The 16,047-nt window shown below is 44.7% G+C and carries 13 protein-coding genes and 2 pseudogenes; 8 read left to right on the forward strand and 7 right to left on the reverse strand.

What is annotated here, in order from left to right; translation table 11 throughout:
- Positions 1-2: 2 nt before the first annotated feature.
- Positions 3-892: pseudogene (locus tag KW548_19315) on the reverse strand (DMT family transporter).
- A gap of 138 nt (positions 893-1,030) precedes the next feature.
- Between KW548_19315 and KW548_19320 the strand changes: the two are divergent.
- Both KW548_19320 and KW548_19325 read left to right on the forward strand, forming a co-directional pair.
- Positions 1,031-1,420, forward strand: coding sequence for a DUF3302 domain-containing protein (locus KW548_19320; protein ID QXX09209.1), 390 nt, complete (start codon positions 1,031-1,033; stop codon positions 1,418-1,420).
- A complete protein-coding gene (locus KW548_19325) occupies positions 1,420-2,550 on the forward strand; it encodes an HlyD family secretion protein (protein QXX09210.1) in 1,131 nt (376 codons plus the stop codon). Before KW548_19320 ends, KW548_19325 begins: the two co-directional genes overlap by 1 nt.
- Positions 2,551-2,610: 60 nt before the next feature.
- Here the strand turns inward: KW548_19325 and gltS are convergent.
- Positions 2,611-3,838 (reverse strand): annotated as a pseudogene (gene gltS, locus KW548_19330) (sodium/glutamate symporter).
- 685 nt (positions 3,839-4,523) lie between these two features.
- On the opposite strand from gltS, the gene KW548_19335 reads away from it, so the two are divergent.
- The 4 genes from KW548_19335 (at position 4,524) to KW548_19350 (ending at position 8,763) form a co-directional block, all read left to right on the forward strand.
- Positions 4,524-5,408: a DUF368 domain-containing protein gene (locus tag KW548_19335; protein ID QXX09211.1), complete on the forward strand. Its 885-nt coding sequence runs from the start codon at positions 4,524-4,526 to the stop codon at positions 5,406-5,408.
- Positions 5,409-5,559: 151 nt separating this feature from the next.
- Positions 5,560-6,891, forward strand: coding sequence for an aspartate aminotransferase family protein (locus KW548_19340; protein QXX09212.1), 1,332 nt, complete (start codon positions 5,560-5,562; stop codon positions 6,889-6,891).
- Positions 6,882-7,733: a 3-keto-5-aminohexanoate cleavage protein gene (locus KW548_19345; GenBank protein ID QXX09213.1), complete on the forward strand. Its 852-nt coding sequence runs from the start codon at positions 6,882-6,884 to the stop codon at positions 7,731-7,733. Before KW548_19340 ends, KW548_19345 begins: the two co-directional genes overlap by 10 nt.
- 55 nt (positions 7,734-7,788) lie before the next feature.
- Entirely contained in the window at positions 7,789-8,763 is a 975-nt protein-coding gene (locus KW548_19350) for a TAXI family TRAP transporter solute-binding subunit (protein ID QXX09214.1), read from the forward strand.
- A 39-nt stretch (positions 8,764-8,802) separates the two neighbouring features.
- Here KW548_19350 and KW548_19355 read toward each other — a convergent pair whose 3' ends face one another.
- Positions 8,803-9,693, reverse strand: coding sequence for a LysR family transcriptional regulator (locus KW548_19355; GenBank protein QXX09215.1), 891 nt, complete (start codon positions 9,691-9,693; stop codon positions 8,803-8,805).
- A 117-nt stretch (positions 9,694-9,810) separates the two neighbouring features.
- The gene (locus KW548_19360; GenBank protein ID QXX09216.1) at positions 9,811-10,788 is read right to left on the reverse strand and encodes an amidinotransferase; all 978 of its coding nucleotides are present in this window, start codon (positions 10,786-10,788) and stop codon (positions 9,811-9,813) included.
- A gap of 305 nt (positions 10,789-11,093) precedes the next feature.
- Between KW548_19360 and KW548_19365 the strand changes: the two genes are divergently transcribed.
- Positions 11,094-12,938: an ABC transporter ATP-binding protein/permease gene (locus KW548_19365; protein QXX09217.1), complete on the forward strand. Its 1,845-nt coding sequence runs from the start codon at positions 11,094-11,096 to the stop codon at positions 12,936-12,938.
- Positions 12,939-13,011: 73 nt separating this feature from the next.
- Here KW548_19365 and KW548_19370 read toward each other — a convergent pair whose 3' ends face one another.
- Positions 13,012-14,082, reverse strand: coding sequence for a tyrosine-type recombinase/integrase (locus tag KW548_19370; protein QXX09218.1), 1,071 nt, complete (start codon positions 14,080-14,082; stop codon positions 13,012-13,014).
- A 243-nt stretch (positions 14,083-14,325) separates the two neighbouring features.
- On the opposite strand from KW548_19370, the gene KW548_19375 reads away from it, so the two are divergent.
- Positions 14,326-14,523: a hypothetical protein gene (locus tag KW548_19375; GenBank protein ID QXX09219.1), complete on the forward strand. Its 198-nt coding sequence runs from the start codon at positions 14,326-14,328 to the stop codon at positions 14,521-14,523.
- 275 nt (positions 14,524-14,798) lie between these two features.
- Here the strand turns inward: KW548_19375 and KW548_19380 are convergent, their stop codons facing one another.
- A complete protein-coding gene (locus KW548_19380) occupies positions 14,799-15,053 on the reverse strand; it encodes a hypothetical protein (protein QXX09220.1) in 255 nt (84 codons plus the stop codon).
- On the reverse strand, positions 15,031-16,023 hold the full coding sequence (locus tag KW548_19385) for a hypothetical protein (protein QXX09221.1): 993 nt from the start codon (positions 16,021-16,023) through the stop codon (positions 15,031-15,033). Before KW548_19385 ends, KW548_19380 begins: the two co-directional genes overlap by 23 nt.
- Positions 16,024-16,047: the final 24 nt, after the last annotated feature.

The raw sequence follows: 16,047 nt of genomic DNA on the forward strand, positions 1-16,047 counted from the left end.
TTCTAGGGTAAAAAGAACAAAGATACTCCTACTATTGCAGCCAAGGTACCAATAATGCTTTTGGCTGTCACTTTCTCCCCTTTCACCACATAAATACCCAACATAAACACTGGGCTGGTTGCAATCAGCGTTTGAGCAATAGCAGGATTAGCGTGCTTCAAGGCGATTTGTTGCAGCCACAATGCCAAAAATGTTCCCACAAAGATCGCACCGAGTAGCCAAAGAAAGGCCGACTTTGTCAGTTGTCCTAAATGTTTTTTGATGGACGAGAAAGGTTTTTTTTCAAAAACACTATCACCATAGCCACCGCCAGCACACCGATAGACAGTCGAATTAACGCTCCCAACAGAGGCGATAAGTCTCCGGCCACTAGAGCGTAATGTGAGATAACCACTCCCGACGCCTGACACACACTCGCAAGCAAGCCAAACCCCACACCAGACCAATTCGTTTGTTCTCCACGGGCATCTGGCTGAAAAATCACGAAAGTGACGGCTAACGTCGTCAATAACACACCGAACCAACTTTGCAGAGGTAAAACCGAACCTAAGGCGACCAACGCCAACACACCTGACAGCGGCGGTGCTAAGGATTCCAGTAACAAGGTTTTATTGGCGCCAATTCGCTTGAGTGAAGCAAAATAAGCGCTATCTCCGGCAGCAATGCCTATAATTCCGGAGACAGCCAATATCGCCAGATGAGTAGACGATATCACCATCGTGGGTATCTCAATCCATGGTAACGCCACCAGCATCATGCCCGAGGCGGCAACGCCTTTGACGATATTAAGCTGCATGGCTGAAAAGTGGTGACTGAATTGGCTATAAATCCAAGTCGCCATCGCCCAGACCACTGCAGCCGACAATGCGGCAATCTCTCCCTGAAATTCCATCTACTCACCTCGATATTGATTTAAGAGAAACAAACAGAAATAGGTAATCTCTCTCTAAATTCTTGTTTTTATTTCTATACTTAAACTGGTATCACCGTATGTTTTATTGAATAAAAACACAATAACAGGAAAGCTTTTATGTTTTTGGACTACTTTGCGCTAGGTTTACTTATCTTTGTCGCACTGGTGATTTTCTATGGCATCATTGTAATTCACGATATTCCGTATGAAATAGCCAAGCAGAGAGCACACCCACATCAGGATGCGATTCACTATGCAGGTTGGGTCAGCTTATTCACACTACATGCTATTTGGCCATTTCTCTGGATATGGGCCACGCTCTGGCGTCAGGAAAGAGGTTGGGGATTCCAAAAACTGGAAGAAGAACAGCACGATATTCATCACCGTGTCGATTCACTCATCGATCAGGTTAGTCAGCTACAAAAAGAGGTACGTCACCTCAAAGAGAGACACCAGACTACTCCTTCCCCTGCGATCCGAATGGATGATCATGAGGAGGAACAGTAATGGATTTGCTCCTTATTCTCACGTACGCCGCGTTGTGCATTGCGATTTTTAAGATCTTCAACATCCCGCTCAATAAATGGACAGTGCCAACTGCCGTATTAGGTGGTGTGGTATTGGTCGGTACATTGATTCTTTTAATGAACTACAACCATCCGTTCACTCAGCTTGGCAATCAAGTTTTTTCCAGTACACCTATCGTTTCAGGAGTAAGAGGTCGGGTTATCGAAGTGCCTGTTGAGCCCAATAAACCGCTCAAACAAGGGGACATTCTCTTTATGATTGACCCTATCCCATACCAAGCAGAAGTTGAGAAGCTTGAAGCACAAATTAAAGAGGCCAGCCAAGGCGCTCTTGGGCTGGAGTCTGACGTACAAGAAGCGCAAGCTGCGCAAGCTCAAGCCATCGCCGATAGAGACAAAGCCCAGCGCGAATATTCGCGGTATCAGCGCGGTTACGAAAAAGGCGCGTTCACCGAGCAGGAACTGGACACTCGACGTCAAGCCTACAAGGCTGCTGAAGCCGCGGTCAAAGTTGCTGAGGCCAGAGTAGACCAAGCCAAGATTGCCCTCAACTCAGAAATAGGCGGTGAGAACACCACGGTCGCACGTTTGCTAGCTGAGCTGCGTCAAGCAGAATTTGACTTGGAGCAGACTATTGTCAAAGCCCCCACTAATGGCTTTGCGACTCAATTGGCCTTGCGCCCTGGCGTGATGGCAGTTCCACTGCCACTGGCTCCAGTAATGACATTCGTTCATACCGAAGAAACGCTGTATGCCGCTGCGTTCAGGCAAAACTCTCTACAACGCTTACAACCAGGCTATGAAGCAGAATTTCTCTTCAGAGCCCTTCCAGGAAAGGTCTTTAAGGGAGAGGTTGTAGACGTACTGCCCGCCATTGGCGAAAGCCAGTTTCAGGCGCGAGGTGCCCTGCTTGGCACGGAAGCATTGCGCACCAGTGGACGAGTCTTTGTCACTTTAAAGATCACGGATGACTTGTCCGACTACCACTTGCCCATGGGGACAGCAGTCGAAGTGGCGGTTTATTCCGATCAATTCACTCATGTTTCCATTATGCGTAAAGTACTCATTCGAATGAAAAGCTGGCAGAACTATCTCTACCTAGACCATTAAAATCCGTCAGAAAGCAAAAAGGCCTCTTACAAGAGGCCTTTTCATTTGTAGATGAGCACATTAACCGATAAAGGAGATGTACCCTTGAAGGATAATTAAGTTCACAATGTCGATAAAGAAAGCACCCACAATCGGCACCACCATAAATGCCTGAGGTGATGGGCCATATTGGTTGACTACTGACCCCATGTTCATCACAGCCGTGGGCGTTGCACCTAAACCAAATCCACAATGACCACCCGCGATAACAGCCGCATCGTAGTTTGAGCCCATAACCTTAAAAGTCACAAAGTAAGTAAAAATACCTAAGATCACCGATTGAACCGAAAGGATGATCAGAAACGGAATCGCGAGATCAAAAATGTTCCACAGCTTCAAGCTCATTAGAGCCATGGCTAAGAACAGTGACAATGAAACCGTGCCCAGAATATCGACTGTTTCTGCATCTACCTTATGAGTTTTGGTCACTTCCATGATATTAGTGATAAACACGCCAATAAATAGCGCATAAACGAAATCAGGGATCATCAGCCAGCTAATCTCCAGACTGCTGACCCATTGTTCCAAGTATTTGGCTCCTGTCACACAGATAAGCAAAACAAACAGGATTTCAATCACTTTTTTCGCTGTAACCTTGTCCTCTTCATACTCATTGTAAGTGATGACTTCAGGAAACTTTTCATGGGTATCTGTCCCGCGTCCGTATTCTGATTCAAGGTTGTTTTTATTGATCAGCTTTTTGAGCAACAGGGCTACCGATGATACCACCGATAATCAGACCAAACGTGGCAGAAGCCATCGCGATTTCTAGCGTGTTCTTCAGGCCATAAGTTTCTGAAAAGGTTTGAGACCAAGCTGCGCCGGTTCCGTGTCCACCGGATAGAGTGATAGAACCAGCAATCAAGCCCATTAAAGGGTCTAAGCCTAGCGCAGAAGCCAATGACACTCCAACACCGTTTTGAATCATGATGTAAAAAGATGCAACCGCAAGAAAGATAAAGACTTTAACGCCACCTTTCATCAACTGCGTATAGTTTGCTGCCAAGCCAACAGTACTGAAAAACATCAGCATAAAAGTATTTTGTAACGGCAGTGAGAATTCCAGATCCAATTCGTTAAAATGCATGCCTGTAATGATCATCGCCACAATCAAACCACCCACAATGGGCTCTGGAATATTGAACTTCTTCAGAATAGGGAGCTTAGAATTTACAAAGTGGCCTAGAAACAAAACGCTGATTGCGATTAAGAAAGATTCTAGTGGTCCAACCGAAATTATCTGATTCATATAACCTCTTCATTGTCTGTCACTCATCTTCCCTAACGAGCTAAGAGCATATTGCTCTGGGCCATTTCGTTACCAAGGCCTCGGTAACAATTGCAGGCACTGATTGAGATGTTCTCTGTTAAAAAAACGTCCTATCCACAGCGGGTAAACCCGCTCAATTTCAACATCGAAACCCTACGGTGTACGTTAGGGACCGAAAAAGAAAGCGGACATTATTAATAAACTCACAGGCATTTGTCGAGCATGGAGAGAAAATTCGCGTCATGAAACGATGTAAATTGACGAGGAATTGACCAAAAGACAAAAAAAAAAAGCCAATCGCAATAAGGGCGATTGGCACATATATTGTGTGAACAAAAATCATTCACTAACAACGTCAGTTGGCTAGGTGACCCTCGGCTTAATAAGGGTCACTTCAAGTAATGCAGATAGCGTGCCAACTTAAAAAGGCCATAAAATACCAATATTGGTCCAATTTTTAGCCAATTTATTATAATCAATATGCAAAATGAAAATTGCATTTTGCAAATAAGTGCAATTCGATATTAAACAAGTCTCTTATCGATTAATTTATCAATTCACTGTTTTCATACTTTTTTACGTTATTGACGATATACTCTCATCACCTGAACTGACCCGTTGTAACGAATGAACTACTTATCTACTTTTTTTCAAAGGCCTAGCCATGGGTGCGGCCGACGTAGTACCCGGTGTCTCTGGAGGCACCATTGCCTTTATTACAGGCATCTATGACACCTTATTGGAAAGTATCCGACGCATTAATCCTAGCTTACTCGGCATTTTGAAGCATGATGGAATCAAAGCAGCGTTCAACCATATCAACGGCTTATTCCTTGTCGCGCTGTTCGGTGGTGTGCTAACCAGTATTGCGACACTTGCCAAGCTGATTTCGTGGTTACTAGTCACGCACCCTATCCCTTTATGGTCCTTTTTCTTTGGTCTGATTCTGGTTTCTGTTTTCCATATGCTGAAACAAATTGAGAAAAGAAGCATCAGTCGCCTTATCTTCCTATTACTCGGGGTCGGTTTTGCTTATAGCATTACCATCCTCAACCCCCTTCAAATGGATCCAACCAGCATCAATATCATGTTTGCCGGAGCGATCGCTATATGCGCGATGATCTTGCCTGGCATCTCTGGCAGCTTTATATTGCTACTCATTGGTATGTACAGCCCAGTTCTTGGTGCAGTCAAATCATTGGATGTAACTGTCTTGCTGCTTTTCTTGACTGGCTGCGTTATAGGTTTACTGAGTTTTTCTCACGTACTGTCATGGCTACTGAGTCGTTTCAGAGACTTAACTCTGATTTTTCTAACCGGCCTAATGATTGGCACACTACCAAAGATCTGGCCTTGGAAAGAAACGTTGACGTGGCGCACTAACTCAAGTGGCGAACAGGTCCCGTTGCTCGAACGCAATCTCTCACCGCTGGACTTTGAAGCCATCACTTCACAACCTGCCCAGATAGGCATGGCCATCATTCTAATGCTGTGTGCTATTGCACTGGTTCTCAGCTTGGAAAAATTCGCCGATAAGCGTGATATCTAGTTAAGTGTCAAGCAGCCAACTGGCTGCTTTTCTTTTACCTCCTGTGCGCTTCTACTCATTCCAAACGCTCATAGCGGTCAACTTTTAATCGATTGCGCCATTCAAGCAAGTTAGACACGATAGGGTCACTACAATCATCGAGTACCTCATTATGTCTCATGTTTTCCATCGACACTGCCATACTCGTTTACCCACCGTCAGTCACGGCGATGGTGTCTATCTTTTTGATACACAAGGTAAAGCCTATCTAGATGCGTGCGGAGGGGCTGCAGTTTCTAATCTTGGCCATAACCACCCATCGATTAAACGAGCAATCATAGAACAGCTTGAGCGTATCCCTTTCGCTCACACAGGTTTTTTTACTAACGAACCTAGCGAACAATTGGCTGAAGCACTTTGCAATCTAATGCCTGCTCAATTTAAACATGTGTATTTTGTGAGTGGCGGATCCGAAGCAGTAGAGTCGGCGTTAAAAATGGCACGTCAGTATTATGTCGAGATTGGAAAAACGACTAAGACTCAGTTCATAGCCCGAAAACAAAGCTATCATGGCAATACTTTAGGCGCACTCGCCGTCGGTGGAAACGAATGGCGACGAGCTCCATTCCGACCAATGCTGACAACCAGTCATCATATCGACCCCTGTTACTCATATCGTCTGAAACATGGGAGTGAATCAGAGTTGGACTATTCACTTCGCAGCGCCAATCAGCTTGAGGAAAAAATCCTCGAACTAGGTGCAGAAAATGTCATGGCGTTTGTGGCAGAACCTATTGTCGGTGCTACTGCTGGCGCAGTACCGGCTACAAGGGGCTACTTCAAACGAATTAGGGAGATCTGCGATCAGTATGAGGTTTTGCTTATATTAGATGAAGTGATGTGTGGTGTCGGTCGCAGCGGCAGTTTTTTTGCATTTGAACAAGAACAGATAGAGCCTGATCTGGTCTGTATTGCAAAAGGGCTGGGAGCAGGTTATCAACCTATTGGCGCTACCATCGCCAATGACCGGATTTACCAAGCTATTGCCAATGGTAGCGGTTTCTTCCAGCATGGCCACACCTTTATGGCGCACCCGATGGCATGTGCCTCTGCACTGGCCACGGTCGAAGCTATTCAACAGGAAAGATTGTTATCATCAGTGCAATCTCACGGCGCAGAACTAAAACAAACACTGCTGAATGAACTGGGCGATTTGCCTTACGTAGGCGATATCCGCGGTAAAGGTCTTTTCCTTGGCATTGAGCTCGTCAAAGATCAAGACAGTAAGGCTCCGCTCGATATCGCCACAAAAGCACATGCTGCGGTAAAGTATCAAGCGATGGAAAACGGCCTAATGTGCTATCCAATGTCTGGAACCATTGACGGTAAACAAGGTCATCACATCCTGTTAGCGCCGCCTTTCATCATCGAACCTCACCACATTGACGAGATTGTGACTAAACTGAAAACCACATTAACTGAGGTGTCCGGGACATGGATTTAACACCAAGAGATGCTGGCTATCAGCAAACCTGTGCAATTATCGTGGCGCCAAATGGAGCGCGAAAAACCAAGCAAGATCATCCAAACCTTCCAATGAACGAGGAAGAGATTATCTCTGAGGTCATCGCCTGTCGTGATGCCGGCGCTGCCATGGTTCACCTTCACTGCCGAGACGAGAATGGCCAACACAGTTTGGAAATCGAATCCAATCGACAGTTGTACGACAGAGTAAAACAGGCCGTCGATGACAGCATTATTGTCCAGTTGACAACCGAAGCCATAGGGATTTACAGCATAGAGCAACAAATAGCACTGACTAAAGCGATCAAGCCCGAAGCCGCCTCATTTGCACTCCGTGAGCTGATTCCCGATGACAACCATATTGAGTCTGGAAAAGCCTTTTTCCATTGGGTTGCGGAACACGGAATCATCAGTCAAATCATCCTCTACGATCAAGATGATATTCACCGCTACTTCCAGCTGCGTGCTCAGGGAATTTTGCCGACCGTGGCTCAACACGCACTCGTCGTTCTTGGCCGATACCACAACGAACAGCAATCCAGTCCGTGGGATTTAATGCAACTCGACTTGAATCAGTTCGTTCAACAAAACGTTCACCTCGCCGTCTGTGCCTTTGGCAATCGTGAGCAGGACTGCCTCATCAGTGCAATGCTACTTGGGCTCGATATCCGTGTCGGTTTTGAGAACAATCACCTTGACCCACGAGGAATCCCAGCAATTAATAATGCGGAACAAGTGAGAAACCTCAAAAAAATTAATAAATTATTAAACATTCCGATTCATGATGCATATAGTTTCCGGAGGGTACTAACAAAGCGTTGATTGGTGCCTGTGCAAAGTAAGATAGGATCGTTACACGCAATAAAAAGGAATGACTATGACATTGCTAAAAAACGTAATGACTGCCACCTCGGTAGCTGCACTTTTAGGCGCCACTTTTTACGCTTCGGCTGCTGATAGATTTATTACCATTGGCACTGGTGGGGTAACAGGCGTCTACTACCCAACTGGTGGTGCTATTTGCCGTCTGGTAAACAAAACCAAAAAAGAACATGGGATTCGTTGTTCTGTTGAATCTACAGGTGGTTCCATCTATAACATCAACACCATTCGCGCCGGTGAGCTGGACTTAGGTATCGCACAGTCTGACTGGCAGTACCATGGCTACAATGGGACAAGTAAGTTCTCCGATGCAGGTCCATTCAAAGAACTACGTGCTGTGTTCTCTGTTCACCCTGAGCCGTTCACCGTTGTAGCTCGCGCCGATTCAGGCATCAAGAGCTTTGAAGATCTTAAAGGTAAACGTGTCAACATCGGCAACCCAGGCTCAGGCCAACGCGGTACAATGGAAGTTCTAATGGACCAATATGGTTGGACGACTAAAGACTTCAAGTTAGCTTCTGAGCTAAAAGCAGCTGAACAGTCTAAAGCATTGTGTGATAACAAAATTGATGCGATGGTTTACGTCGTAGGCCACCCAAGTGGCGCGATTCAGGAGGCGACCACTTCCTGTGACAGTCACATTGTTCAAGTCGCAAGCCCTCAGGTCAACAAACTCTTATCTGACGCAAGCTACTACCGCACTGCAACAGTTCCTGGAGGCATGTACAAGGGCAACCCTGACGATGTTCAAACATTTGGTGTTGGTGCTACATTTGTCTCTTCCACTGCAGTACCGGAAGATGTGGTATACAACACGGTAAAAGCGGTATTTGAAAACTTCGACGACTTCCGCAAACTCCACCCTGCGTTCGCCAACCTGAAAAAAGAAGAGATGGTCAAAGACGGTCTGTCTGCACCTCTTCACCCAGGCGCGCTTAAATACTATAAAGAAGTGGGATTGATTAAGTAACCACGTAATAAATAACAAACCCGGCAAACGCCGGGTTTATTATTTATTCTCTTCAAGTTCGTCTCTGAGCCACTGATGAAAAAGCTGAACTTTCCTTGAAGCCAAACGGTAATTCGGCACACTCAAATAGTAACCATAGCCACTGAGCATCGATAGACCAAGCAGATTGTTCACCTGAGCATTGTCCAACATTTCACGCGCCATAAAATCAGGCACCAAAGCCAACCCTTTCCCCCGCTTCACCGCCTCTAATGACAAGTAAAAATGTTCGTAACCGACACCATAATAGTTGAGTGGCTCCGAGCACTGATGCTCTAACTTAAACAGCTCCCACAACTGTGGTCTAGTGGTTTGAGGGATCAAAGTATGCTGTGTTAACACAGAAGTAAAATCGCGACAGGACGCGGATTGTTCACCGATCAAAAGTAGCTTTTCATGACACAAGAGTTGACTGTGCTCGTAATGCTTAGACAGCGGCAAACAACGCAAGGCGATATCCGACTCACCTGCAAGTTTAAGCTGGGCATTCTCACGAGTACGTATTTTAACCTGCAACTGTGGATACAAACGCCGAAACTCTTCGATCTTAGGCAGCAACCATAAGCTGGCAAACGAAGGCGTCACATCAATGGTCAGTAACTCTTGCTGTGTATCACTTTGAATCAGGCTAGCGGTAGCGTGTTGGATGATCTCTAGCGCTTCAATAACTTTGGGTAAGTATTGCTTTCCAGCTGTCGTCAATTCAATGCCATTCAACTGACGCTCTAACAATGGCCTACCAACCATCTGCTCCAGTATCGCTATCTGCTTACTCACTGCACCCTGAGTGACATACAGCTCTTCTGCTGCTTTTGAAAAACTCTGATGATGAGCAACCGCGATAAACGATCGCAGGGCTTTAATCGAAGGGAGTTCGCTTCCTTTCAGCATAGGTATGAACCTATTCTTTTAATTCATACACGCAGAATAAGAGGCGTAATGGGCAGTTGTAAAGAGAAGTATGGAGCCAAACTAAAACAGCCTGTCTGATGACAGGCTGTTTTATGATTATAAGCTGTTCTTGCGACTTGGCAGAAAAACCTCACCCAACATGCAACGAACACTACCACCACCGATTGATTCTATGGTCTGCACGTTGAATGGAAGAAGCTTACCATGGCTCGACAACTGAGCACGTTGTGCTGGTGAAAACGCGTCGAACGCCGATTGTGACATTGCGATCACTTTATCACCATTGACAGTCTCAAGTTCCAAGATATTGCCACAGAACTGGTTCATCTGCTCAAGGCTGATAGAGATAACCTGCTTATCTTTCGCAAGAGATTTGAGTACAAACCGGCGCTCAAATTCTGGAATCACTTCATCGCAAATCACACAAAAATGTTCACCGATCGCCATCATTACATTGGTGTGATAAATAGGTTTTCCGGAGGGTAGTGCCGTCTGAAAAGACACCACACGCTCGTAACCGATTCGCTCAGCATAATCTTCCAACACTTCGCGGTCACAACGTTGTGAAAGCGCAGCATAAATGGTGCGATTAACATGATCAATCACCATCACACCTGTACTTTCTAGGTGTGCATTCTGTGTTAAGTAATCCGTCAACGAATCTTCACTAGACACAGCTCGACCTGCCGCTTCTAGTGCTTGACGCAGGGCATCAGGGCGAACTTCCTGTTGACGATTTTCACATGCCATAGGAAAGGTGTAGAGAGCACCGTCAGCAGTGGTGCTGAACCAATTGTTTGGGAATACGGCGTCTGGTGTTTCTACCGCACCAAGTGGGTAGTCAAATTCAACGACCTGAACACCAGCATGGCGCAATTGTTCAACCATAGTGTTGTACTCTTGCATTGCTTGATTGCGAACCTGTTCCGTTGTTTCGCTGACTTGATGTTGAAACTCATTGTCTCGAGCGGTTTCAGCATTAAACGCAAACTCTTTTGGTGGCACCATCACCACACAGTTAGCGTTTTGCACTGTAGAAACTGACTTTTCTAGTTGTGTTTGCTGTTTGAACATTGCGATAGACTCGTTATATCTCACTCACTTACGTTGAATTGTAGACATATTGTTAAAACAAAAATAACTGAATTCACCCATCCCAACCGATAGTCACCATGTATTTTTACTGTGAATTTCATTTTTCTCAGTAAATTTTATTGCCAGCAAGACTTTTTAAACCGATTGTATGAATAATATGCAGCAGCTCGTATAACAATTGATTGATATATGGTTACATTTCAAACATTAACGAGCTACCATATGACACAAACGCAATAGCCATCTCTGGCTCTCTCCTGCGTTGTGATATTTTAAGGCGAGATATGTTTAAGAAATTTGAAGGATTCACAAAACCTTTTCCCGATGAAGAACCCTCTCAACCACCGAGTGGGATCTTTGCTTTCTGTCGCTATTACACTCGTGGATTTGAGATCCCTCTGATCCTGATGTCATTAATGGCCACTGTGGTTGCGATAGTCGAAGTGTCACTATTTGGTGCAATGGGCAACCTAGTTGACTGGCTATCGACCAGCAACCCGAACACCTTCTGGCAAGAAAACCAGTCACAGCTAATGCTGTATGGTGGCTTACTACTTATAGTGATGCCCATCTTGGTCGTCGCGTATTCTCTTTTGGTCCACCAAACATTGCTCGGCAACTACCCAATGTCGATTCGCTGGCTCGCGCATCGCTATCTGCTCAAACAAAGCCTGAACTTCTATCAGGACGATTTTGCAGGCCGTGTTGCAACCAAAGTGATGCAAACTTCTCTGGCCGTGCGTGAAACGGTGATGAAAACGATGGACGTTTTCGTTTATGTCTCGGTGTATTTTACCGCGATTGTCGTGCTTTTAGCGCAGGCTGACTGGCGTTTAATGATCCCAATGGTGATCTGGCTACTGTGTTATGTCTGCATTCAAATATACTTCGTTCCTAAGTTGAAGCAGGTCGCGTCAGAGCAAGCCGATGCACGTTCGACCATGACAGGCCGTATCGTCGATAGCTACACCAACATTGCGACCGTTAAATTATTCTCCCACAGCAAACGGGAAACGGTGTACGCAGAAAACGGCATGCGCGGCTTTCTTGATACCGTTTATCGCCAGATGCGTTTAGTGACTGGTTTTGACGTCGCTGTTGAGATAACCAACTACCTCCTGGTCTTCACCATAGGTGCATTGTCTATTTATCTATGGATGGACAACTCGATCAGCATTGGTGCCATCGCTATTGCGATTGCTCTGGCTCTACGTATTAACGGCATGTCGATGTGGATCATGTGGGAAGTAGGGGCTCTGTTTGAAAACATGGGAACCGTAGTCGATGGTATGAAAACACTCTCAAAACCCATTGATATTCAAGACAAAGATAATGCTAAGCCTCTTAAAGTTGAGCACGGTGGGATCGAGTTTGACAATGTTAGCTTCCATTATGGCGACGAAAACAAAGGAGTGATCAGCCACCTCAACCTGAATATTAAGCCAGGGGAAAAAGTCGGTTTGGTGGGTCGCTCCGGTGCAGGTAAATCCACCTTGGTCAATCTGCTTTTGCGTTTCCATGATGTTGAGAGCGGCAACATCAAGATCGATGGTCAGGTGATTTCTGATGTCACTCAAGATTCTCTGCGCAGCAATATCGGTATGGTGACGCAAGATACATCCCTGTTGCATCGTTCGATTCGCGACAACATCCTTTATGGTAACCCTGATGCCAGCGAAGAGGATCTGTTACGTGCGACTAAACAAGCCCATGCACACGAGTTCATCGAGACGCTCAATGACCCATTTGGCAACAAAGGCTACGATGCTCAAGTAGGTGAGCGAGGCGTGAAGTTGTCTGGCGGTCAAAGACAGCGAATTGCAATCTCGCGAGTATTACTCAAAGATGCGCCATTATTGATTCTGGATGAAGCAACTTCTGCACTGGATTCAGAAGTAGAAGCCGCCATTCAAGAAAGTCTCAATGAGCTAATGAAAGGAAAAACCGTTATCGCCATTGCACACCGCTTATCCACCATCGCTGCAATGGATCGTCTAATTGTCTTGGATAAAGGCCAAATTGTTGAACAAGGTACTCATCAGGAACTGATTCAAAACAAAGGGATTTATGCCCAGCTGTGGGCCCACCAAACGGGTGGATTCATCGCAGATGATACTGAAGTGGCCTAAGTGACTGATTTATATAAAAGTTAAGTAAGTTGAATAGTGGCGATATACTGACAATAACCGACTAAAACCGAGGTTAATTGACAGTTGTCGCCATTTTGTCGCCACTTTTTAACGACTCGTTTTCGAGGGGATTAAGCTCAACAGCCTGCATAAGATGGTCTGGTGAGAAGTGCGCATAAGCCATGGTTTGTTCAATCTTACTATGACCTAGAATACGCTGCAGTACCAAAATGTCCCCTCCATTCATCATAAAGTGACTGGCGAACGTGTGTCGCAATATATGCGTCGCTTGCCCACTTGGAACATGCTCTGGCAAGGCACGTTTCACACACTCCCAAGCCGCATAGTAAGTCACGTCAAATACGGCTGACTCACTCACCGCAACATCGAGTAGTTCACGATATAAAGCGCGAGATATTGGAACAGAGCGGTTCTTTTTGCCTTTGGTTTCTGTAAACAGCAATTTGTACTGGCTGACCTGAGAACACTTCAACTTTAGAGCCTCACCTATTCTCGCCCCTGTCGCTAGACATACTTTGCAAGCCACACAGATTTGCCCAGCTGAAGGGCTGTTATCGCAGCGCACACGCTCGAGAAACGGGGTTATTTGTTCTTTGGTTAAATACGCTAACTCTCGCTGACTACTCGCGACCAGTTCAATATCGGCCAATGGGTTGGGCATGTCCCAACGTTCGTACTTAATGAGCTTATTGAACATCGCCCGTAAGGTTTTGAGCTCGATATTATGAGTGGTGGCAGATATGACGATATCTGGCCTTGTTGGGTGGTGACTAACGCGGTTAGCTCGATAGTGAAGATAATCGTTAGCCGTAAATAAACGGGCAAGTGGATTACCAAGCATCCGTATGGTTTTTTCCATCACATCATAGGAGACTTTACCCGTTTTCACAGTATGCCCATGAACTTGCCACCAGGTATCGAGTAAGTCTTGCAAACGGCGGTGATCGGTTTTCTTACCTAACCAGGGCTTGTCGTCTATTTCCTTCATCGTAAATAGCTCAAAAGACTTGGCCTCCCCTTTGGTGGCAAACTTCTTACGAACACGCTTGCCGCCTCGCCCTTGAGGGTAACATTCACATAGCCACGGTTTTTTTGAGCCGTCTTTTAGGTTACGAATAGACATATCAATACCAAGAAAATACTGTATATAAAAACAGTACGGCATTGTCGTTAGTTTTTCAATGTGCGGTAGGATGGCGCCTATACACTTTTGATGAAAGGTCTAAGTCTGCCCCAGAAGATTGGCTCGGTAATAAGTGATACATTAGAATGAAGCAGATCTTTGTTGCTCTGCCTTTTACTCCCCTACACTAACATTAAGATAAGCACACCGACTTGATAACGTGAGTCTATCTAGGAGGTATTGATGAGTTGGATTATGGACATTTTCCGAAACTTCTTTGGTAAACAGAATACCACGAAGCGCGATTACCCAATGCTGAAAATGGTTAACCCAGATCGTGTGGTAATGGATATGAAAGCATTCCGTAAAAGCAAAACTGCGCAAGAACAAGCCAAAGCTGCCAGAGAAGGCTATTTAAAAGACAATAAAGTGCAGGCATGACATTGCACACCATAATTTCTAAAGAAGGAGCCTAGTGGCTCCTTCTTACCGAATCAGCGAAAGTTGTAGTGCCTGTTCTTTGTATGCTTAGCCCTTGATGGTAACATTCACATAGCCACGGCTTTTTTGACCCGTCTTCTAAGTTTCGAATAGACATATCAACACCAACAAACACCGCATGTATATGCGGTATTTGTTTGGGTGAAGTTTTTCAATCTTCTAGTTAGATATAAGTGCACAATTGCAGCTACAGAGTATTGCTAGCTAACCACACATTACGTAGCCACTGTACCATCGCTGACATAGTGTTTTTGTCCATTCGATATGCTAAGTAAAATCGCTCTATCTAGTGCGTTTTCAGTTAACTCTAATTGCGTTTTGGCCTGTTGTTTCAGTGAAAAAACATCGATACATGAACCTGCTTTCTCAAGATTGACAGCAAGGTAAATCCCATTAGACGAGGAAGCACCTATTTCACCAATTAAAAGATAACCTAGCCGCAAGACATCACTTTGATCTAAAGAACTCACTGTATGTTCTCCTGCATCTTTTTTTTCCAGTCCAAAGAGGCTGTATGACATGATACTCAAGAATCTTTGAATTAAGTTGATGCTCTCTCAGAACTTTCTCTGCAGTAACCACGTAAGTTTCAAAAACTCTCTCCAACTCACTTTCTGTAAGTAATGGGGATTCATCATTAGATTTATACTGCCTTAACACCGATACTACTATTTCAGATACAAATGGCAGTAGGGCTAGATTATTGATAGCGCTCTCTAATAGCTTTACTTTATCATCCTCACCCATTCGGATCACTTTATTGACAAGCCTACACATGGCTTTATGGTTGCTAATACTTACAAACATATCGCTAAAAAGATCGCTATGCTGATCGAATAAATTTTCTTTCATCAGAACATCTGCCAAGACATTCAGATTCTCCAAATAATGCCAAGAGTTGTATTTTCGACTTTCAAGCTGAAAAGTATATAGTTCTAAAAATCGAGAAATCGCATTATCATCTATCGCACTTTCCAAGACATCCAGATTTGATTCAGCATCATCAATAAATTTACGAACACCCTCATCGGAGAACAAACCTCTAGGTGTAGAAATATGCAGCGCTGTTGATAACCGATCAATACTATCAATACGCCCTGCCGCGTCTGCATCACTCACCCCATAAAATTTATATTGAAAATGCCGTTCTATAGATGGGAAAACTTCCCCTAAAAGTCCCTCTATTGGATTGTTATCTGGCATATTCATTTCTTTGTAAATATTAGTACGCCAAACCTTAGCTTCTTTCAGTGCATGTTTTTTTTCATCACTGTTAAACCGAATATTTTTGCCGTTGTGGTGATTCGTGTACGTATATGGTTCATTTTTAATATGTTCGTAAACTTTGTTGCACTTAGTAGCAAGAACCGAAAGTATGAACAAATCGGTTGTACTAACCTCATGTTTCACAATTTGATAGACGAACTTAAAATGATTCATCGTACGTTTCACATCACGAGGAGT

It is taken from the genome of Vibrio neptunius (assembly GCA_019339365.1).
GTDB lineage: Bacteria > Pseudomonadota > Gammaproteobacteria > Enterobacterales > Vibrionaceae > Vibrio > Vibrio neptunius.

Excerpts from the sequence above, each read along its gene's own strand:
- KW548_19340 (QXX09212.1), top strand. The coding sequence starts at position 5,560 with ATGTCTCATGTTTTCCATCGACACTGCCATACTCGTTTACCCACCGTC.
- KW548_19345 (QXX09213.1), top strand. The coding sequence starts at position 6,882 with ATGGATTTAACACCAAGAGATGCTGGCTATCAGCAAACCTGTGCAATT.
- KW548_19320 (QXX09209.1), top strand. The coding sequence starts at position 1,031 with ATGTTTTTGGACTACTTTGCGCTAGGTTTACTTATCTTTGTCGCACTG.
- KW548_19355 (QXX09215.1), bottom strand. The coding sequence starts at position 9,693 with ATGCTGAAAGGAAGCGAACTCCCTTCGATTAAAGCCCTGCGATCGTTT.
- KW548_19350 (QXX09214.1), top strand. The coding sequence starts at position 7,789 with ATGACATTGCTAAAAAACGTAATGACTGCCACCTCGGTAGCTGCACTT.
- KW548_19385 (QXX09221.1), bottom strand. The coding sequence starts at position 16,023 with ATGAATCATTTTAAGTTCGTCTATCAAATTGTGAAACATGAGGTTAGT.
- KW548_19375 (QXX09219.1), top strand. The coding sequence starts at position 14,326 with ATGAGTTGGATTATGGACATTTTCCGAAACTTCTTTGGTAAACAGAAT.
- KW548_19365 (QXX09217.1), top strand. The coding sequence starts at position 11,094 with ATGTTTAAGAAATTTGAAGGATTCACAAAACCTTTTCCCGATGAAGAA.
- KW548_19335 (QXX09211.1), top strand. The coding sequence starts at position 4,524 with ATGGGTGCGGCCGACGTAGTACCCGGTGTCTCTGGAGGCACCATTGCC.
- KW548_19360 (QXX09216.1), bottom strand. The coding sequence starts at position 10,788 with ATGTTCAAACAGCAAACACAACTAGAAAAGTCAGTTTCTACAGTGCAA.
- KW548_19325 (QXX09210.1), top strand. The coding sequence starts at position 1,420 with ATGGATTTGCTCCTTATTCTCACGTACGCCGCGTTGTGCATTGCGATT.
- KW548_19370 (QXX09218.1), bottom strand. The coding sequence starts at position 14,082 with ATGTCTATTCGTAACCTAAAAGACGGCTCAAAAAAACCGTGGCTATGT.